Raw genomic sequence first — 16,185 nt, forward strand, 5'->3', positions numbered from 1 at the left:
CCCTATGGACACCCACACCCCTCCTGCACAAAACCGACCGCTTATTGGCCTGTGCGGCCGCACCGACCCCACCTGCGAATACCTGCTCTATTTTCGCAGCTACGCCCAGCGCGTCTTCGAAGCCGGAGGCTTGCCGGTGGGGCTTCCTTATCACGAGACGGCGGCAGCCTGCGCCCCAGAGATCGCCGAGCGCTTCGACGGCGTCCTGTTCACCGGCGGCGCCGACATAGACACCGCCTCCTTTGGCGGCAATGCCTACGACGACCGCACCCATCACGCCCTAGGTCAGACGATGCCCCTGCGCGACGAGTTCGAAGGGGCGCTTTTGCAGGCCTGTTGGGATCAAGACGTCCCTTGCCTGGGGGTCTGCCGAGGCGTTCAAGTGATGAACGTGGGCCGTGGAGGCACCCTGGTGCGCGACGTGAGCGAGCAGCTCTGGAGCCACGGCGCCACCCTGGACGTGCACTTGCAGCCGGAGCCCTTCGAAACGCCTGTGCACCAGGTCTACATAGAGCCCAATAGCCGCTTGGCCCAGATCTTGGGAGCGTTGGAGACCTCGGTAAACTCCCTGCATCACCTGGCCATCTCCACCGTGCCCGAGGGCGCCCATGTGACCGCCCGGGCAGATGACGGCACCCCGGAGGCCTTGGAGTTTCCCGACCGCACCTTCTTCTTGGGCGTCCAATGGCACCCAGAGATAATGGGGACCCAGCCACAGCTCTTCGAAGCCCTGGTAGATGCTGCCAATCAACGCCGCATCGCTAAAGGCCGCTAGGCCTTCTCGCCCGCCGGCTCGCCGCGCATCGCCTGGCCAAGAAGCCCATATATCCGCCTACGCACCTCGCCCGCGCCCTGGGGGCCACTGCCATATCAAATGGAATAGCCTGCCATGTTCACGCGTTCAAGTACTCTAAGTCTGTTTGATAAATTAGAGTACCCCCTGAGCGCGCCTGTGCCGGTTGCTCCCTTCTCGCTTGACTGCGGCCCCCAATGCTCGCGCTCTGCCGTTCCCGGCCTCAAAGGAGACGCCCCATGGCCTCTGCCACGCCTCAAGAATCTCGCGCGCTCACGGGCCGCGCCCTCGTCATTGGCGCCCTGGGCAGCGCGCTGCTCACTGCCAGCTCGCTCTTCATCGCCCTCAAGATGGGGGCCCTGCCTTGGCCCATCGTCTTTGCAGCCTTGGCGTCCATCGTCGCCCTCAGGGCGCTGGGCAGCCACAACCTCCACGAGGCCAACGTATGCCATGCCGCCATGAGCGCCGGTGCCATGGTGGCCGGAGGGCTGGCCTTCACCATCCCCGGCCTCTGGATGCTTGGCCCTTCCTACCAGGTGACGTTGCCCCAGGTGCTTTTGGCTTCGCTCTCGGGCACCCTCTTGGGCCTCTGCGCCTCGGCGGCGCTTCAGGCCCACTTCATTCGCGAGCGCCGTCTGGCCTACCCCATTGGCGTCTCTGCCGCAGAGACCCTCAAGGCTGCCGACGATGCCAAAGCCGGCGACGCCCCCGTGCTTTTTGGGGCCATGGGCTTATCGGCACTCTATGCGCTGGTCCGCGACAACCTGGGGGTATTGCCCGCCGTCATCGGCACCGGCTCGGTGATCCCCGGCGTCACGCTGGGCATCTACAACTCCCCTATGATGGCCGCCATGGGCTTCATGGTGGGCGTCGCCCCTGCGCTGGTGTGGTTTTTGGGCGCCCTCGTCGGCAACATTGGCATCGCGGGCATCCTGCCGGCACTGGGGCTCATCGCCCAAGAAGACGCTTCGGCCATCCAGTCGAGCCTGGGCCTGGGCCTTATGCTGGGCGTAGGCGCAGGAGCTATCGTCTCCGGGCTGCTTCCCCTCATCAAGCGTCGCATGGCTTCAGGCGCCTCTGCTGCCGAGAAGATCTCCGATGCCGAGGCTGCACGTCGCCTCTTTGTCCCCCGCTCTATGGTGGCCCTGGCCATGGTGGTAGTGGCCACCGCCCTCTGTGTGGGGCTTAACTTGGGGCTGGGGGCCTCGGTGGTCGTCATTGTGGGCGCTTGGTTTAGCGTGTACCTTTCGGCCTGGCTCACCGGCACCACCGGTGTGAACCCCATGGAGATCTTTGGAGTGTTGGTGCTTCTGTTGGTGCGCCTGTGCTTTGCCCAGATGTCCATGGAGAGCCTCTTTTTGGGAGCCGCCGTGGTGGCGGTGGCCTGCGGCATCGTGGGCGACGTCATGAATGACCTCAAAGCCGGCGACGTGCTTCGCACCAACCCTCGCGACCAGTTTATTGGCATGGCGGTAGGCGGCCTGGTGGGCGCAGTGGTGGCCGCCCTCATGCTCATGGCCCTGCTCACCGCTTACGGCGCCGAGTCCTTTGGCCCCCAGCAATCCTTCGTGGCTGCTCAGGCCTCGGTGGTGGCCACCATGGCCGGCGGCATCCCCCACCTAGAAGTCTTTGTGGCAGGTCTTGCAGCAGGTCTTGTGATGGCGCTGGCCAAGCTCCCGGTGATGACTTTAGGCCTGGGCGTATACCTGCCCTTCCACATGAGCGCCTGCGCGGGAGCCGGCGCCCTTATCCGCATCATCTTTGACGCGCGCCGCAAACACGACGATCCCAAGCGCCGCGCGGCACTGGAAGCCAAATGGCAGGCGGCGGGCTCCGGCCTGTTGGGCGGAGAGTCTTTGGTGGGCGTGATCAGCGCCTTTATTGCAGTGGCTATGATGCTGGCCGGCTAAACGCTCGCACGTTAGAGGCAAAAGGCGGGAACCAGCGCGGCCGGCTCGGTGAGCTGCGGGGTTCCCGAGTAGCCTACCAACAACCCATCCCTGGTCCACCAGGGCTCCGGGGTGCCCTTCCAGGTACGCTCATAGGAAGGGTCTTGGGCAAAGCCCTCATAGAGGGTGCCTGTGGCGGGCAAATCGGGACGCGCGTTAAGGCCGATCTCTCCATCCGACAAGAGCCACAACGAGTCCTCGCAGCTCTCCAAGGCTCCCTCATCGCTGCGGTAGGCCTTGCGCACAGAGACTATGAGCTGAGGAAGGCCGTCCGGCAACCCAGGCAAGATATTCTCTGCAAGATGGGTGCGCGCCACCGAATCCACCCAGCTTTCGGCAGGTACATCGCCATAAGAAGAGGTGTCTGCCGCTGCCAGGGCGGCAAAAGTGAGGCCGGCCATGCCAGAGCCATCGGCCTTGGGGTCATGAAGGATCCCCACCAGGCCAAAGGGTACCTCCACCCCGTCGATGGTGACCGGCCGAGGGGTGGTCGCCAGGTTTCCCTCGTCATCTACAAGGCCATAGCCGCGGGCAATGGTGGCGGCGCTCTGGGCATCTTTGGCAGCCGAGAGCGCTTGGGCCATGCGAGCCAGCTCCTCCCAGGAGTAGCTGGCAAGGTCTTTTTGCGCCGGCGCGCCCCAAGAGCAGCCGCCTAGAGCTGTAGTGCTCAGAAGGCTCAGCGCGGCCGCCAGAAACCCTTTGCGAGAAACCGGTGCCCGAGCAGTAATCGCACGCAGGGACGGGCTCTCGCGGCGAGCGGTTAGAGGTTTTGGTCCCATGGGCCGGCTCCCTTGCCAAAGAAGTAATCATGCTGAGGAAACGCCTTTGCGGCGGCGGGATCCAGCCGCTCGGCCAGAGCGATAAAGTAGTCGTCGGTCATGCCGGCGATGTAGTCCACCACCGTTTGATCCAAGTCACGCTCCCAGTCGTAGGTGCGGCCGTAGTAGGAAAGGCCGGCGCGAATGGGGTCGATGTGGTGGACAAAGATAGGCGCCTGAGTGTTGCCGGCCGCCAGATCCTGGTACGCAGACTCGTACGCCAGCTCGAAGAGCCCTGAGAGAATCTGGGCCCCTTGAGTGCCTGCCACCTCGGTAGAGGCATAGATCTTACGGTAGTTTTCCTGTTTGGCGCGGCGGAGCTCCTCGAAGCCCCCCTGGCTCATGGCGATGCGCGGCTGGCCCAACGAGTGCGCCACCACATCGGAGATGAACGCGTCCAGCGCCCAGGAGTTGTAGGCGCCGCCCAGCCCGTCATCAAAGGTGTCTTCGCCCACATGATGGGCGCGGATGGCGTCTTGGCGATCTTTGCCCACATAGGCGATGATGTCCGAGAGGCGCACCACGCAACCCTCCAGCGTCATGGGGCGCTGGGCGCGCACCGTCTTTGAGTTGCCGGCGGTGCAGGCTGCAGCGACCGCAGCATCGAACTCATCAAAGGTAGAAATGCCGGAGACCTGAAACTCCCGCTGCTCGTACTCGCCGTTGTGGCAAAGCACCCCGTCCAGCGTCTGCAGGGTGAGATTGCGCCCGTAGATAGCGTCCAGCACCCTTACCGAATGCACGTTATGAAAGAAACGGCGCCCGGTGCGGCGGCGGTAGATGCCATCCAAAAAGCGCTCCCCCGCATGGCCAAAAGGGGTGTGCCCAATATCGTGACCCAGGGCGATGGCCTCGATAAGGTCGCAGTTAAGGTCCAGGGCGCGCCCGATGTCGCGCGCCACTCGACTCACCAGTTGCACGTGGAGCCCGCGGCGAGAGAGGTCCTCGTCGGCGTGGAAGCTGAACACCTGGGTCTTTCCTGCCAAGCGATTGTAGGCGGGCAGGTGGAGAATCTTCTCGGCATCGCGCATGAACGCCGGCCGCAGCGGCGTGGGCCTATCGCGGGGCTCATCGAGCCTGCGCAGCGCGTCCTCATTCTTGGTGGCGTAGGGGTTCTGGCCGGGATGGGCCACGTGATCTGCGATGAGAGCCTGCACCTCTGGGGAGAGGGGCCTGGCCAGATCGGGCGCCAAGGGGTTCTTGCGAGCCGTGGTGATAGGGTCTGCCATAGGGATCCTCCTTTCTTCCTTGCCGATAAAAACTAACACCCTTTATTGCTCGTTTTGTGGGGTGTCCAGAGACTTTAAGGAATCGGAAGCGATGAAGGCCCCCATGTTGAGGCGGCCAGCGGCCTCAGAGATGGTGGCCGAGGCGCCGCAGCGGGTGAAGACGCCTGCGAAGCGCCCGCCAAAGAGGTAGAGGCCTTCCATAAAGTGAGCCTTGATGCGTCCGGAGGCCTGGGTGCCGTCGCCCGCTGCCACCGATCCCACGATGACCTCGCCTTCATACTGAGGTGCATAGGCCTGGATGACGGCCCCTGAGGCAGCGCCGTCACGCAGCGCGTCTTTCCACGCCACCTCGCTCACGTCGAGGCCAGCGACAACCCCTTGGCCGTTGTAGCCCTCGGCAGGCTTTAAGATCCAGGCATCCTTGTCGGCGAAGGTGGAGAGATCGCAATCTTTGGCAAGGATCTGGGTGTAGGGCACGTGTCCTTGGACAAAGGCCAGCTCCGAGGCGTCCAAGACTTTAGAGGCCAGCGGCGAGTGCAGATAGGCGAAGACCGTCTTGGTGGCGCAGGGCCAGGTGCGAAAACCGCCCACCACGCATGCCAGGCCCTCCTCGGCTGCCAAAGCCAAGGCATCGGCGCCGTCGCAGGGCTTCTCCATCATCTCCGAAAGCACTGCCCGGCGCCACACCAGGTCGATGGGCCCTTGGTCGTCTTTGAGACGCCAATGGCCCCCCACCTCGTCGAGCGCCAAGGACCGTAGGTCTGCGATGCGCGCTGAGACCCCCAGCTCCGAGAAGATCTCACAGAAGTCTTGGGCTTCGTCTACAGACAGCGACTCGGTATAGTCCACGATGGCAAGGGTGGGTTTCTCGGCAGGATAAGGCTCTTGACCTGCCTTTTCCCAGGAAGCGTAGCAGTCAAGGATCTCGCGGGCGCAAAGCGCTCTCACAGATTCCGGCGCGCGAAGAGGCGCCTCTTTCGAGAGTTCTTTAAAAGTTTCGCTCTTTTGGATAGCGGCGGTCACCTGGTCTGTGGCGGTCATGCCGGCAGAGCCGTCGGTGTTGAGCTCACAGAACCAATAGGCCCCGGTGTCCTCGTTCAAGAAGATGTCCACCCGCGCCAGAGGGATCTCGCACTCATAACCTGGGTCGATGCGGCAAAGCTCGTCCACCTGGGCCGGCAGGGCGAAAAAGTCGCGCACCTCTTGAGAGTCCCGGTAGGCTCGCGTGACCTTGGTCATGATGGAGCCCATGGTCTCCGCAGCCTCCCGGAGCACCTCCCAGCCGGCCTCGCTGTAGATCTTGGGAGTAAACGCCCAGCTCAGAGGCTCATGATGATAGAGACCGTGGGTGGTGGCCAGATAGGCTTTGCCGGCTGCACGGCCCTCCTCGTCATCAGCTGGCAGCTGAGACGCCAGCTGGTTGAACCGCGCCTCCAAATCGCGCCCCTGACGCACGGCCGCTTGGCGTTCAGCTGGCGTGAGCCGAGAAAAGCCTGCCTTTTGAGCGGCAGCCGGCTGGGACGGCTCTGACGTGTGGGTGACAGGGGTCTCAGGCTCTGGAGAGGCTGCCGGGTGAGAGGGCACGGGCTTCTCGGCAGCTGGCACCTCAAGCTCCGGGGCAGTCACAGGTGCAGGGGAAGCCGCAGGCTGCGAAGGCCCGCTCGCCTGGGCGGCAGCGTCGCTCAGCACGGGAGCCGGGGCGATGGGATCTAGGTGCCGGACAGGGGCTGCCGGTGCCAGGGCCGCAAAGTCCAGAGGCTCCATGCCGGTGGTGTCGATGGAATCTACCTCTTCGGGCGGTGCTGAGCAGCCGCGCCCCTGGCCGGCCTTCTCTTGGAGGGCCTCGCGAATCTTGGCATGGCGGCGCGCCTCGCGAGCAGCCACCGTGTCGATAGGCGGCTCGCCGTCGAGCACGCGTCCGCATCGAAGGCCCATAAGGCGGCCACCGCGGCGAGAGGGATGGTCGGCGTCGGCAAAGTAGCGATCGCGGTTTTCCAGCAGCACCGAGCCGTCCTGAAAGCGCATGTTTGGGTAGCGCCCACAGGCTTCTTGGATAAACCCTGGAATCAGATCATAGGCGGCGCCCTTGGCGGTGGGATAGGCCTCCTCGTCATGGGGCGTGGGGCTTGCCACCACTATTGGGGTCTCTGGCCAGAGCTGGGCGATGCGGTGAAAATAGGAAGCGATTTCACGTTTGACCACCGCGGGGTTCCAGCGCTCGAAGCGGTAGTTGGCCCCCAGCCCCACCCACACGTAGGCCGGAGTGGGTAGCTGCTGCAGGCCCTCCAGGGAACTCGGTTGAAAGACTTGACCACCCACACCTTGGTTTACCAGGTATAAAGATCGCTCTTGGGCAACGATGGAGGGCCACGCACAGGCAGGGTCGTCCACCAAAAAGCCCTGGGAGATAGAGTCTCCCAGCACCAGCAAGAGGGGCTTGGGCGCCACTGGGGACAGATAGGTGCCGTCACAGGATAGGTTCTTGATCTTGCAACCTCTGAGCATGGGTAGCCAGAAGGTCACCTGCCTGGGTTCCTCCATGCCCGGAAGCACGGGGTCGCGCTGGCTATCCTCCACTTTTACCACCAGCTCCACCGGTTCGTTCCCGGGCATCTGGGGAGGCAGATGAAGCCCGTCTGCCGTCACCGAGATGCCATCGTGGGACAGAGAGGAAGGTCCGCCGTCTGCCAGCCTGATCTGCGCTGTGGTGCCCTGGGGTTCAGGGTCCACCTGGAGCTCCAGCGCCACCCGTTGGGCGTCGGTCAAGCACTCTACGGTAATGCCCGCGCAGGTGAGGCCCATGGCATGGTACAAACCTGGATGCCAGGCCATGCAGCTGGAGAGGGCGCGCAGCTGCTGCGGATAAAACCTCAGCGGCCGCACCCAGCCATCGGGTTCCTGCTCAAAGGTCACCGCGCCGTGGACAAAGGCGGCCGCCCCTTGAGAGTGCGACCAGGAGGCATCGATCGTCTGCCAGAAGCTCTGGGTCATAGAGATCCCATCGACGGTAATCTATCGTTCTTGAGGCGCCCCACGGGCTCTTTGGAGCACCAGCCAGGAGCATCCCTGCATCTAGCCATTGTCGCATAACGGCAAAGCCAAGCCCCCTCTGGGTAAAAAGCCAAGCAACCGGGCAACAGGCCTGAGGCGATGGCGCGGGTTTCTCGGCAAGGTGGCTACAAACCCCTGGCCTCAATGCTTGAGCATCCTGGTGAGCAAGGCACACGCGGGGCAAGGAGCGCATTTGTGGACGTAGTCATCAGGCTCTTTCTGGTGCTAGGGACCCTCTATGTGGTGGGCGACATCATGTACAGCCAGAGCGGCCCTAGGGCTCACTGGCGCATCTTTCGCGTGGTCATGGAGTTTTGCCTCATCATGGTGGCCAACGCCCTTATCATGACCGGACTGGTCTCTATATTCTATGTACTAGAGCGGGTGTGCGCCCAGCTGTTTCCTGGGTTTGACCTCTACCTTACAGAGTCTGGCAAGATCAGCGGCTCAAACATCATGGTGCTCATCTTTGTGCTGGTGTTTCTTACGGCCTTCATCCAGCTGTTTTTGCGCAAGCGCATGGAGGGTCATTGGTTGTGGCTCTCCATGAACGACGAAGAATACCAGATTTTTGAGTACTTTATCCAGTGGACCACCATTTTTTGCGTGGTCTACCAGTGCTTCTTTGACGGCTTTGCCACCTTGGCCCAATGGAGCGGCGCCACCAGCGCCCAGGAGGTCTTCCAGATTGCCCTCTCGCCCAACAATCTCAACCTGGTGATCCAGCCTCTGCTCATCTCTAGCTGGATCCTGGTGGTGCTGGAGCGCACCAGCTCAGAGCGCCACAGCGACTCCTAGCCGTTAAAACGTTGTGCGCAGTCCTGTGAGCGGCACCCTCTTTGTACTGCTCCCCTAGCGCCTCTTCTTTTTGGGTGGCACATAGGTGCGCTGGGGCTTTACCAGCTTGGGGTGGTAGGCGGCGATGGCCGCCTACCACCTCGTCCTCTGTATAGGAGCCCGGAAGGCCGGCCACCCTGATCTCCACCAGTGGCAAGTGCTGCTCCAAGCGCGAGGTCATGGAGGCAGCGGCGCCTTCTGGAGCTCGCTTAATGAAGTCCTCGGGATCTTTGAGATCCACCACCAGGTAGTAGCCCTGGCGCACCTTCCAGCGATAGGCCGCCTTGATGTCGTCCCAGGATATGAGGCCGGCGCCAAAGGTGGAAGAGGTGTTGTCGGTGATGCCGCGCTCATCCACCTCTAAGGCATAGGTGTGCTCTGGCCTCATCTTGAGCGAGATGAGCACCGTAGCCGTACCCACTGCCACGCCTACCAGCGAGGCCCACGTGCGCCAGGGAGCGGCATCGTAGGCGCCCAAGCTGGTCACAAAGATGACGAGCGAAAGCACTGCGATTCCCACGCCTATGACAATGAAGAGATTCTCCCGAGTCTTGTCTTGGGGAATGCGCAGGGGTTCTGGGGCAACGGTCGTCTTTGGGGTGGTGGACATGGGGCTCCTTGGAGTGATGGCTATAAATCACACAGCGTGCTTGCATGCAGGCGGGTTTCTTTTTCAAGTATAAGAGAACGCGTAAGCTGTGTCCCCCGTTTGGCCTGAGACGCGCCCGCCCTAGGCATCCTGATGCCTATTTGTTGACAGTTTTAGCCTCGGCACGGCCCTTTCAGACAAATTTGCCCACTATCCACTAGCCAACTTATCCCCCCACAAGCTGGGATTATGGGACTTATTGCAAGAGAGAGGCGATTTGGTATGCCCGCCCTCGCGCCCTGCGTATAATAACCTCAGGGAAATTCATCCGCCTACATCCCAAGGAGATTGACCATGAGCGATTTTGTTAAGGCTTCCCAGGTCTTTGTAGACAATCCTGCCGCCAGCCGCGAAGAGGTGCTGCAGCTGTTGAGCGATGAGGCCGTGGCTCTGGGCATGGCCGAGGACGCCGCTGCCGTGCGCGCCGCCTATGACGCCCGCGAAGAGATGGGCGCCACCGGCATGCAGGACGGCTTTGCCATCCCCCATGCCAAGAGCGACGCCATCAAGGACGCCGGCGTCATCGTGGTGAAGCTGCAGGAGCCCGTCGAGTGGCCTTCCTTTGATGACAAGCCCGTAGACATCGTCATCTCCCTGCTCGTGCCCGACGGCGAGGCTGGCACCACCCACATCAAGCTGCTGTCCAACGTGGCTGTCATGCTTATGCGCGAGGAGTTCCGCGACGCCATGCGCGCCACCAACGACGCCCAGGCCATCGCAGATCTCATCAACTCCAACCTGGATGAGTAGCTGCTAATCTGCGCTCCCCGCTTTGCACGCCGCCTGAGGGCCTAGAGCTCCCAGGCGGTTTTCTTTTACCTATGCAATAGACGATCTCATTTAGCGGGCGTTCTTATAGACCTCGTAGCGATAGGCGATGCCCTGAGGGGTCTCTTGAAGCGGCCCCTCTACTGAGCGATACCAACCGGGCAACTCGTCTAGATTGGGAAAGTACGTGTCCGCACCAGGGAGATCCATCTCATGGCGGGTTACCATGACCTCGGTGCAGTAGGGCAAGAAGGCGCGATAGACGCTTTCGCCGCCAATAACCCACACGGAAGGATCATGCGCCACCAGCGTGAGCACCTGGCTTATGCCATGGGCCACCTCGACGCCTTCGCGCTCAAAGCCGTCATCGCGGGTGAGCACGATGTTGCGACGGCCGGGCAGCGCCCGCCCTCCCGGCAGCGTATCCAAAGTCTTTCGACCCATGACCACAGTGGAGCCCAATGTGAGTTCTTTGAACCGTTTGAGGTCTTCGCTATTGCGGCACGGGAGCTGGCCCTGCTTTCCTATGGCCCAGGGGCCGGCAATAGATACGATGGCGCGAAGCGGCGGCATAGCCTGATGTCTCCTGTTCAAAAGCTGGCACGTGCGGGCGATGCATAGGGGAATTCCTTGAGCTACCCTGCCCCAAGACCCTTAAAGGGCGATAGGGATATTTTTAACCTGCGGGCCATGCTGATAGTCTTCCACAATCAAATCGTCAGTGGAAAAATCGTAAAAATTTGTAATCTCCGGGTTCAGGGAGACCTTGGGGGCGTCAAACTGCGGACGACTAATAAGCTCTTTTACCACGTCCACGTGGCGATCGTAGATGTGCGCATCTGCGATGACGTGCACGAGCTCGCCGGGAACCATGCCAGAAACCTGGGCCACCATCATAAGCAGCAACGCATATTGAGCCACGTTCCAGTTGTTGGCGGCCAGAATGTCTTGGCTGCGCTGGTTTAAGACCATGTTAAGGGTGAAGGGCTTATCGGCAGCAGTGCGGGTCACGTTGTAGGTCACCGAGTGGGCGCAGGGATAGAGTGCCATCTCGGGCAGCTCGTCAAAGGCGTAGAGACCGGTCATAATGCGGCGGGAAAAGGGCGTGTGCGAAAGGTCGTAGAGGACCTTGTCCATCTGGTCGAAGTCCCCCTCGGGGTAGTGGGTCACACGGCCCACCTGATAGCCGTAGGCCTTGCCAATGGAGCCGGTCTCGTCGGCCCAGGCATCCCAAATGTGGGAGTGCAGGTCGTGGATGTTGTTGGACTTCTTTTGGTAGATCCACAGGATCTCGTCCATGGCGCTCTTGAGGGCGGTGCGGCGCAGCGTGATGGCCGGGAACTCTTTTTGCAGGTCGTAGCGGTTGACCACGCCAAAACGTTTGATGGTGTATGCGGGAGACCCATCCTCCCAGCGAGTGCGCACCTCTTCGCCAACGTTGGTTGTGCCGTTGTCGATGACGTCTTGGCACATGGCGCAAAACAGCCTGTCGGCGTGGCTCATATCCGCCTCCTTGAAAGGTAGGCGCGACCCCTGAGAGCCGCGCCTTTTGTGTGGCAGCTAAGTGTAGTAAAGCTTGATGCTAAGACGCAGACGAATCGGCCAGCGCCTCTAAAAAGTCATCGGCCGCATCGTTGTTGGGGTTTTCCGCGCTCTCGGCCAAAAGGTCGCGCCAGTCGCCCTCGGGGATCTCATCGCCCTCGAGCAACGCCTGCAGTGCGTGAGCTGCGGTTTCCCAGCGGCCCTGGCAGGCTGTGACGCCCTGCGAGAGCTCGGCTTTCACTGAGGAGGACACATCACCGGGCACTTCCAGTGCCTCGATTTGGCGAGCGGCGTCCTTGGCTGCCGCCACCGCGCTCCCCAGATCTTGCGAGGGGTCGCCGTTGGCATCCAACGTGGCCAGCGCCGTGCGCACCAGGGAGGTGACCTGTTCGTTGGCCGCGTTGTCCATAGAACAGACCTTCTTCACGTAATCGCGCACCGAGGTCTGCGCTCCCGCATAGTCAGAAGCCCCCACATAGAGGTCCAGCGACTCATCGCAATAGCCCAGATAGAGCTCTAGCCCCTCCTGCAGCTCGATAGGGTTTTGAGCACCCCAGCCAGCGTTGGGCCAACTGTCGTCATCATCTAAGTAGCCGCCCAGGTCATCCAGCTCAAAATCGTCCCAGCCCTCGCCATAGCCGTTGTAGCCGTAGCCTTCGTAGCCGTAGTCATACATGTAGGACGCTGCAGCGATGAGGCCCGAGACGCAGCTGGACATGGCGAGGCAAAGCACCACCACTGCGATAGCCCCGCCGATAAGGACGGCCCAAGTGGCTGTGGTGGCGTGGTTGTTCGCATGATCAGTGGTGGCCGAGGCAGATTCCACCACCGGCTCTTGGATCGCCACCTGTTGGTATTGAGGCTGTTGCCAAGCCTGCTGCTGATAGCCCGCCTGTGCTGCGCCCTGTGGCTGCTGAAAGCCCGCTTGCTGGTGGTTTTGCTGCGGGGTGGCCTGAGATGGCGAAGCTGTGCCTTGAGGCTGGCCGGCGCCAAAGGGCCGAGTGCTGCTCTGAGGTTGCGAGGCAGCAGGCTGTGGCTCGCTGCGTGAGACAGGCTGGTTCGCGCCTTGGGCCTGGCGCCAGTAATCCTGATAGCGCTTGTCTTCAGACTGCTGGTCCATGGGATACCTCTCTTTTGTGAAACGCGCGCCCGGGCGCACTCGCAGGCCAAACAGGAGAGCCGCTGTTCTACAAGCAGTGTAACCTATCGATCTGGCAACGGAGCCTTGCCCGATGGCCAGGAGCCTAGTGATCGCCTCGCAAATCGCGCCAATAGGTGGCTACCAAAGACATGAGCTGAGCATCTGCCGGAAGCCATTGAACCTCTACCAGCTCTTGGCGGCTAAGCCAGCGAAGCTCCGAGTGCTCTGTCGCCTGTGGCTCAGAACCCGACGCCAGCTCGCAGGCAAAGACCTCCATAGACAGATGGAAGTCTGGATAGTCATAGCTCACATGATCGAGGGGCCACAGGGTCGAGAGCTCACAGCGAAGTTCTTCTTCCACCTCGCGGCGGCAGGCCTTCTCGGCAGACTCACCCGACTCGATCTTTCCACCCGGGAGCTCGTAGAGCCCTGCAAAAGGCCCTGAGGCCACCTGGCATGCCAGCACGGTGTCGTCGCGCCAGATGAGCGCAGCTGCTACCTTCACAGTGTCCATGAGATCCCCTTTGTCCAAACAATGCTCAAGCGTTTGTAAGTGTACCCTTGCTCCGCGGCTGCCGACACCCTTACCATGCGCCTGGGACACAGAATAGGTGCCCCTGTAGCTCGACATTTGAAATAACGGCCTTAAACTGTCAGCATTGATGTGCATCACAGCGGCTGCCACCTGCGGCCCTCGCGCTGACCACTACCATTTGCAGGGGAGACCTCATGGCGACCTACGTGCTTTCCGACATCCACGGTCATCGCGCGGCTTTTGAGAAGGCTCTCGCCCTCATCGAGCCAGATGAGAATGATAGCATCTACCTGCTGGGCGATATGGTGGACCGCGGCCCAGATCCCGTGGGCGTCATGCGCCTCGCCCACAACAACCCTTATATGACGGTGCTCAAGGGCAACCACGAAGCCATGATGCTCGACTGTCTGGACAATCCCGAGGACACGCTGCAGTGGGGCACTTGGGTGCTCAACGGCGGCGAGACCACCGCCCAAGGCCTCATGGACATGGTGCCCGACGCCATGGACCATCTGGTCAAATGGGTGCGCGGCCTGCCTCTCTATGAGGTGGTGGAGATAGACGGCAAGCTCTTCTTGCTTACCCATGCCGGCATCAAACCCGTTGCTCCCGAGCGGCAAAAAGACCGATGGACCGCTTTTGACCTGGAGGATCTGGCTAAATCCCAAGATCCGGAGGACTTGCTATGGATCCGAGAGGAGTTTTGGAACCATCCCACCGGTCTCAAAAACGATCAAGGCGAGGGTCCCCTGGTGGTAAGCGGCCACACTCCCACAAGTTACCTGCCCCACTTTGCCGAGCAGGTGGATGCCCGCTGCTATGACGAGAATGGCCACGCCATCATGGTGGAGATGGGCGCCACCCCTGAGACGGGCCATGTGGCCGATAAGATCGATATCGACTGCGCTGCCGCCGGCGGGTATCCTGCAGGTCAAATTGGCGTGCTGCGTCTAGACGACGGGTTCAAGTTCTACGTGCCCATCGAAGAGGGCGAATAGCGCCTCCTACAAAAGGCAGCACTCGCCCATCCTGTGTCCTTGGTAGAGATCTGCCAAGGTAAATCTACCTAAGTATTCAGCGATGACCCCGTTGAGCCCCTCCCAGAGCGGCAGCGTCTGGCATTGATCCTTTCGAGGGCATTGGTTGGTTTTCGAGGCCAGGCATGCCACGGGCACCAATGGGCCTTCCATGACCTCGAGAATAGCCTTTACCTCATAGTCTTTGGGAGCACGGCTGAGCCTGTAACCTCCGCCCTTGCCCCTAAGCGCACGCAAATATCCCGCCTTCACCAGCTCTTTGACCACTATCTCCATGTACTTCTCTGAGATCTGTTGGCGCGAAGCGACGTCTTTAAGGGGCACATAGCCCTCGTCTTGATGCTGAGCCACATCCGCCATGAATCTAAGGGCATACCTGCCTTTAGTGGAAATCATCATTCTAACCTCCTATATCCCTACTTTACCACAAGGTTAATAGCTACAAAGCCTGCCGGAGTAACAACCTACTGTCATAGTAGGTTTATAGGCGAATTGCGGGCAACTTCCTAGGGAGATGGTCTTATATGTGTGCCTATAAATTCGAGACCCTTCAGTTGCATGTAGGTCAAGAGCAGCCGGACCCTGCCACCGATGCCAGAGCAGTGCCTATCTATCAAACGACTTCCTATGTGTTCCGCAACTCAGCCCATGCAGCCGACCGCTTTGGGCTGGCAGATGCCGGAAACATCTATGGAAGGCTCACCAATTCCACCCAAGAAGTCTTTGAGAAGCGCATCGCTGCGCTTGAAGGCGGCGTAGCAGCCCTTGCACTCGCCTCGGGAGCAGCAGCCATCACCTACACGATTTTGGCCTTGGCGCAGGCCGGCGACCATATCGTGGCCCAAAAGACCATCTACGGCGGCAGCTACAACCTTCTTGCCCATACGCTGCCCCACTATGGCATCGAGACCACATTCGTAGACGCCCACAACCTCCAAGAGCTTGAGGCGGCCATCCAACCCAACACCAAGGCCGTGTATCTGGAGACCTTGGGCAATCCCAACAGCGACATCCCCGATCTGGACGCCATCGCGAAAATCGCCCATGCCCATGGAGTGCCCCTAGTAGTGGACAATACCTTTGGCACCCCCTACCTCATTCGCCCCATCGAGCACGGGGCAGACATCGTGGTGCATTCGGCCACTAAATTCATAGGAGGCCATGGAACCACCCTGGGCGGCGTCATTGTGGACAGCGGCAACTTTGATTGGGCCGCCTCAGGCAACTACGGCCCCATCGCAGACCCTAATCCCAGCTACCATGGCATCTCTTTTGTAGATGCCGCTGGCAAGGCAGCCTTCGCCACCTACGTACGCGCCATTCTCTTGCGCGACACCGGGGCGACGCTCTCCCCCTTTGCTGCCTTTTTGCTGCTACAAGGCACAGAGACGCTCTCGCTCCGCGTAGAGCGCCACGCCCAAAACACCCAGCAGGTGGTCCAGTATCTGGCCAACCACCCTCAGGTGGAGAAGGTCAACCACCCCAGCCTCCCTTCCCATCCGGACCACGAGCTCTATGAGCGCTACTTCCCCCAGGGCGGAGCCTCCATCTTCACCTTTGACATCAAAGGCGGCCAAAAGGAGGCCCATGCGTTCATCGACAACCTTGAGATCTTCTCCCTTTTGGCCAACGTGGCCGACGTGAAGTCTCTGGTGATCCATCCCGCCACCACCACTCATGCACAGCTCTCGCCAGAGGAGCTGGCAGATCAGGGCATTAAGCCCACCACCATTCGCCTGTCTATTGGCACCGAACATATCGACGACATCATCGCCGACCTCGACCGAGGCTTTGCTGCAGCCCAAGCTCAAACGGCTCAGCGCTAAGAAAGGAATC

15 protein-coding genes are annotated in these 16,185 nt (G+C 61.1%); 6 read left to right on the forward strand and 9 right to left on the reverse strand.

The window, feature by feature from the left end:
* The first annotated feature begins 4 nt into the window (after positions 1 to 4).
* Positions 5 to 775 (forward strand): gamma-glutamyl-gamma-aminobutyrate hydrolase family protein, encoded by a 771-nt coding sequence (locus OR601_RS05765; RefSeq protein ID WP_136013098.1) that lies wholly within the window; start codon positions 5 to 7, stop codon positions 773 to 775.
* A gap of 257 nt (positions 776 to 1,032) precedes the next feature.
* On the forward strand, positions 1,033 to 2,703 hold the full coding sequence (locus OR601_RS05770) for an OPT/YSL family transporter (RefSeq protein ID WP_265591312.1): 1,671 nt from the start codon (positions 1,033 to 1,035) through the stop codon (positions 2,701 to 2,703).
* A gap of 11 nt (positions 2,704 to 2,714) precedes the next feature.
* Here OR601_RS05770 and OR601_RS05775 read toward each other — a convergent pair whose 3' ends face one another.
* From OR601_RS05775 to OR601_RS05785, 3 genes are read right to left on the reverse strand one after another with little or no spacing between them, the layout of a single operon-like run.
* Positions 2,715 to 3,521, reverse strand: coding sequence for a DUF6273 domain-containing protein (locus OR601_RS05775; protein ID WP_265591313.1), 807 nt, complete (start codon positions 3,519 to 3,521; stop codon positions 2,715 to 2,717).
* The gene (locus OR601_RS05780) at positions 3,503 to 4,789 is read right to left on the reverse strand and encodes a deoxyguanosinetriphosphate triphosphohydrolase family protein (protein ID WP_265591314.1); all 1,287 of its coding nucleotides are present in this window, start codon (positions 4,787 to 4,789) and stop codon (positions 3,503 to 3,505) included. The genes OR601_RS05775 and OR601_RS05780 overlap by 19 nt, the downstream gene beginning before the upstream one ends.
* A 42-nt stretch (positions 4,790 to 4,831) precedes the next feature.
* The gene (locus OR601_RS05785; RefSeq protein WP_265591315.1) at positions 4,832 to 7,780 is read right to left on the reverse strand and encodes an SGNH/GDSL hydrolase family protein; all 2,949 of its coding nucleotides are present in this window, start codon (positions 7,778 to 7,780) and stop codon (positions 4,832 to 4,834) included.
* A 255-nt stretch (positions 7,781 to 8,035) separates the two neighbouring features.
* Here OR601_RS05785 and OR601_RS05790 point away from each other — a divergent pair, with 255 nt between their 5' ends.
* Complete coding sequence (locus OR601_RS05790) at positions 8,036 to 8,638, forward strand: SA1002 family membrane protein (protein ID WP_136013093.1); 603 nt, start codon at positions 8,036 to 8,038, stop codon at positions 8,636 to 8,638.
* Here the strand turns inward: OR601_RS05790 and OR601_RS05795 are convergent.
* Entirely contained in the window at positions 8,580 to 9,287 is a 708-nt protein-coding gene (locus tag OR601_RS05795) for an STM3941 family protein (RefSeq protein ID WP_265591316.1), read from the reverse strand. The two genes, OR601_RS05790 and OR601_RS05795, sit on opposite strands and share 59 nt — an antisense overlap.
* Positions 9,288 to 9,620: 333 nt before the next feature.
* On the opposite strand from OR601_RS05795, the gene OR601_RS05800 reads away from it, so the two are divergent.
* Complete coding sequence (locus OR601_RS05800; protein ID WP_136013091.1) at positions 9,621 to 10,076, forward strand: PTS sugar transporter subunit IIA; 456 nt, start codon at positions 9,621 to 9,623, stop codon at positions 10,074 to 10,076.
* A 90-nt stretch (positions 10,077 to 10,166) separates the two neighbouring features.
* Here OR601_RS05800 and OR601_RS05805 read toward each other — a convergent pair whose 3' ends face one another.
* From OR601_RS05805 to OR601_RS05820, 4 genes are all read right to left on the reverse strand, one after another.
* On the reverse strand, positions 10,167 to 10,667 hold the full coding sequence (locus tag OR601_RS05805; RefSeq protein ID WP_136013090.1) for a dihydrofolate reductase: 501 nt from the start codon (positions 10,665 to 10,667) through the stop codon (positions 10,167 to 10,169).
* Positions 10,668 to 10,748: 81 nt separating this feature from the next.
* Positions 10,749 to 11,597 (reverse strand): thymidylate synthase, encoded by an 849-nt coding sequence (thyA, locus tag OR601_RS05810; RefSeq protein ID WP_265591317.1) that lies wholly within the window; start codon positions 11,595 to 11,597, stop codon positions 10,749 to 10,751.
* Positions 11,598 to 11,676: 79 nt separating this feature from the next.
* On the reverse strand, positions 11,677 to 12,756 hold the full coding sequence (locus OR601_RS05815; protein ID WP_265591318.1) for a hypothetical protein: 1,080 nt from the start codon (positions 12,754 to 12,756) through the stop codon (positions 11,677 to 11,679).
* Between the two features lie 124 nt (positions 12,757 to 12,880).
* Positions 12,881 to 13,291 (reverse strand): (deoxy)nucleoside triphosphate pyrophosphohydrolase, encoded by a 411-nt coding sequence (locus tag OR601_RS05820; RefSeq protein ID WP_136013087.1) that lies wholly within the window; start codon positions 13,289 to 13,291, stop codon positions 12,881 to 12,883.
* 215 nt (positions 13,292 to 13,506) lie between these two features.
* Between OR601_RS05820 and OR601_RS05825 the strand changes: the two genes are divergently transcribed.
* Positions 13,507 to 14,310: a metallophosphoesterase gene (locus tag OR601_RS05825; protein ID WP_265591319.1), complete on the forward strand. Its 804-nt coding sequence runs from the start codon at positions 13,507 to 13,509 to the stop codon at positions 14,308 to 14,310.
* 6 nt (positions 14,311 to 14,316) lie between these two features.
* On the opposite strand, the gene OR601_RS05830 is transcribed toward OR601_RS05825, so the two are convergent.
* Positions 14,317 to 14,748 (reverse strand): RrF2 family transcriptional regulator, encoded by a 432-nt coding sequence (locus tag OR601_RS05830; protein ID WP_265591320.1) that lies wholly within the window; start codon positions 14,746 to 14,748, stop codon positions 14,317 to 14,319.
* A 125-nt stretch (positions 14,749 to 14,873) separates the two neighbouring features.
* Here OR601_RS05830 and OR601_RS05835 point away from each other — a divergent pair, with 125 nt between their 5' ends.
* Entirely contained in the window at positions 14,874 to 16,175 is a 1,302-nt protein-coding gene (locus tag OR601_RS05835; protein ID WP_265591321.1) for an O-acetylhomoserine aminocarboxypropyltransferase/cysteine synthase family protein, read from the forward strand.
* Positions 16,176 to 16,185 lie beyond the last annotated feature (10 nt).

Origin of the sequence: Leptogranulimonas caecicola, from assembly GCF_023168405.1 — a bacterium.
Taxonomy (GTDB): domain Bacteria; phylum Actinomycetota; class Coriobacteriia; order Coriobacteriales; family Atopobiaceae; genus Leptogranulimonas; species Leptogranulimonas caecicola.